Source organism: Mesorhizobium sp. M0598 (assembly GCF_040320865.1).
In the GTDB taxonomy this organism is placed as follows: Bacteria; Pseudomonadota; Alphaproteobacteria; order Rhizobiales; family Rhizobiaceae; genus Mesorhizobium.
Genome location: NZ_JAMYQL010000087.1, coordinates 1 through 3096 on the forward strand (window position 1 = coordinate 1; position 3096 = coordinate 3096).

At 60.0% G+C, this 3096-nt stretch carries 2 protein-coding genes and 3 pseudogenes; 2 read left to right on the plus strand and 3 right to left on the minus strand.

Annotated features, from left to right (window positions below; all coding sequences use genetic code 11):
• The 3 genes and pseudogenes from NKI59_RS34720 to NKI59_RS34730 all read right to left on the minus strand — a co-directional run.
• Nucleotides 1–447 (minus strand): annotated as a pseudogene (locus NKI59_RS34720) (transposase); the annotation flags it as partial.
• 70 nt (nucleotides 448–517) lie between these two features.
• Nucleotides 518–1249 (minus strand): annotated as a pseudogene (locus NKI59_RS34725) (IS256 family transposase); the annotation flags it as partial.
• A complete protein-coding gene (locus tag NKI59_RS34730) occupies nucleotides 1246–1482 on the minus strand; it encodes a hypothetical protein (RefSeq protein WP_352709030.1) in 237 nt (78 codons plus the stop codon). The pseudogene NKI59_RS34725 and the gene NKI59_RS34730, both read right to left, overlap by 4 nt.
• A gap of 407 nt (nucleotides 1483–1889) precedes the next feature.
• Here NKI59_RS34730 and trxA point away from each other — a divergent pair, with 407 nt between their 5' ends.
• Both trxA and NKI59_RS34740 read left to right on the plus strand, forming a co-directional pair.
• Nucleotides 1890–2210 (plus strand): thioredoxin, encoded by a 321-nt coding sequence (trxA, locus tag NKI59_RS34735; protein WP_183465445.1) that lies wholly within the window; start codon nucleotides 1890–1892, stop codon nucleotides 2208–2210.
• A gap of 357 nt (nucleotides 2211–2567) precedes the next feature.
• Nucleotides 2568–3096 (plus strand): annotated as a pseudogene (locus tag NKI59_RS34740) (shikimate kinase); the annotation flags it as partial.

The window sequence follows — 3096 nt, forward strand, 5'->3', positions numbered from 1 at the left end:
GTGCCCGCGTTCCTACCGCTCGGCGCCTGGAGCGTCGCTTGCGCACGGCCAGTCCTTCTTCGCGGTATAGCCGGTAGATGCGGTTGATACCCGATGCCTCGCCCCAGCGCTGGCGGATGCGTGTCAGGGAAGAGTGATCGGGAAGTGCTTCGTGGAGACCGTAGCCGACAAACCAACGGATCGCGATGTTGACCTGCGCCTCTCGCATCAGCCGGCGGTCATGCACAATTCCAAGCAGGAAACCGGCGAGCATCAGTCGGACCGCAACCTCAGGATCATGCCCGGGCGGCCATTGTCGGTGCAGTAGAGGTTCGCCACCTCGTCACGCAGCCAGGACAGATCCAGCACACGGTCGACCCGCGCGAGAATATGATCATCAGGAACAAGCTGCCGTAGCGAGCCAGTCATGAATAGCTCAAGCTGATCGCGCTCCTTGCGTCCCAGCATCGCGAACCCTCCAGAGAATCAACGACTTCCCAATTGAATCAGTAGGAGGAGACTTCTTCAACGGCTCCCCGCGGCACCTCTGCCATGTCGCGCACAGCACCTTGGTGACGGCCGCCTTGATGCCTTCATGGGCATCGGAGACGACGAGCTTGACGCCGCGCAGGCCACGACGGGTCAGCTTGCGCAAGAACTCCGTCCAGATCGGCTCGGCCTCAGACGTGCCAACCTCCATGCCCAGCACCTCGCGCCGGCCGTCCGCGTTGACGCCGACAGCGATGATGACGGCGACCGAGACGATGCGGCCGCCGCGGCGCACCTTCAGGTAGGTGGCGTCGATCCACAGATATGGCCAGTCGCCCTCGATGGGTCTTTCAAGGAACGCTTTGACCTTGCCGTCGATCTCTTCGCAAAGCCGGCTGACCTGGCTTTTGGAGATGCCGCTCATGCCCATGGCCTTGACCAGGTCGTCGACCGAGCGGGTCGAGATCCCCTGGACGTAGGCCTCCTGGATGACGGCGGTCAGCGCCTTCTCGGCCATGCGGCGCGGTTCTAGGAAACCGGGGAAATAGGAGCCCTTCCTGAGCTTGGGGATGCGCAGCTCGACGGTGCCGGCGCGCGTCTCCCAGTCGCGCTCGCGATAGCCGTTGCGCTGGGCCGTGCGCAACGGGTTCTTCTCGCCATAGGCGGCGCCGGTGGCGGCGCCAACCTCCAGCTCCATCAGCCGCTCGGCGGCAAAGCCAATCATCTCGCGCAAGAGATCGGAATCCGGAGTCTTCTCCACGAGCGCGCGCAGGTTCATCATGTCATCGGGCGCCGGACTTCACGCCCGGCTTGGATGGCTTCGCTGCGCCAGCGGCGCAACAGCCTGAACACCGAATCCGGGTCGGCATCGAGCTTCTTGAGAGGGTTACGTTCAAAGCCAGGGACCGTCGCAGCAATGAGCCACTTTGTCTGGCTCATCTCAATCACTGCGACCAACGTGCTGTCCTGATCAAGGGCGGTAAGGGATTTGCTTGCATCAAAGGATGGTGACATGGGGCGCTCCTTAGGTAGCTGCTCAACAGCGTCGAGGGTGCCACACGCTCGCCGCCGCCCATAGCATCTACAGCGCTATCGAGGGCGCGCTCGCGAGCGGCTTCGCTACCGCCGAGCTACACCACCTGTAGGGACGCGACCGCGCTCTGGGAAAGTCAGTGTTTCGTTCCGCACCGCCGCCATCTTGGGATGAATTTCCAGCTGTACGCACCCGCTGTCTATCGCGATCCATGCACTACACTCCGAGTTGTTTCTACGGCTTCAAGCTAGCAGCGAACAGTGACCTACCAAACCAATATCGCGTTGCAGCTGTGATAATGTCCCAAAGAGCGTCGGGTTGATAATTGAAAATTCTGCACCGCACCGTCACATGTGGTTCAACATCTTCTTCGGTCAAAGGAGCAGCCATGGCTACCGTGAAAGTCGATATCAATAACTTCCAGTCGGAAGTTCTGGAATCCGCAGCACCCGTCGTCGTCGATTTCTGGGCCGAATGGTGCGATCCCTGCAAGATGATTGCTCCGAGCCTCGAGGAAATCTCCGTCGAGATGGAAGGCAAGATCAAGGTCGCCAAGCTCAACATCGATGAAAACCCGGAACTCGCCGCCCAATTGGGGGTGCGCTCCATTCCGACGCTCGCGATCTTCAAGGGCGGCGAAGTGGCCGATTTCTCGGTCGGCGCCAAACCGAAGACAGCTCTTTTGAACTGGATTTCGAACGCTGCCTGATCGATATCGCTCAATCTGTACCGCAATGAAAAAACCGTAGATTCGCCCCGTAAAGCGGTAGGGTTCATAGTGATTTATGGGCTTTTGTACAGGGCTCAGCCCTTTGAGCTTCAGCCTGATGAGGTCGTTGGTTTGTAATAGCGGATATAGTCCTCCCCTCTTTCGGACTTGCGATGCTGTCGGAGCGATTGAGTGGCGAAGAAGCTTTTAATTGCGGCGTTGTCGAGGCAGTTGCCGTTGCGTGAATGCTGCGGCTTTCAAGCATGCCGTTGCAGGCTCGCGTGACCGCACTCAAACCAATGATGCCTGTTGTTGACACGCTTTAGGCGATGCGTTTTGCTGGATCGGAGAGGGAATATGGGCAGCACCGGAGAGTTGGTCGGACAAGCAGGGCGTCCTGATAGCGAAGGAGGCCCGCACCGCATCTCCGACGCAATGTCGGACCAGCAGAAGACGCGCGAAGCGACGCTTGCCATCGCCGGCGCGGTGGTTGCCCGCGACGGCAATCTCGACGGATTTTCGGATCCAGAGTTGGCCGATTTGGTGAACGGCTTCAGCAGATGGCCGGACCAGCAGAAGACGCGTGAAGCGACAATTGCCATCGCCGGCGCGGTGGTTGCCCGCACCGGCAATCTCGACGGATTTTCGGATCCAGAGTTGGCCGATTTGGTGAACGGCTTCAGCAGATGGCCGGACCAGCAGAAGACGCGTGAAACGACGCTTGCCATCGCCGGCGAGGTGGTTGCCCGCGACGGCAATCTCGACGGATTCTCGGATCAAGAATTGGCCAATCTGGTGAACGGTTTCGCCAAGTGGCCGGAAGAAGAAAAAGCACGCAAGGCGATCGTTGCCATCGCCGGCGAGCTCGGTTCCAAGGGCCGTCGCT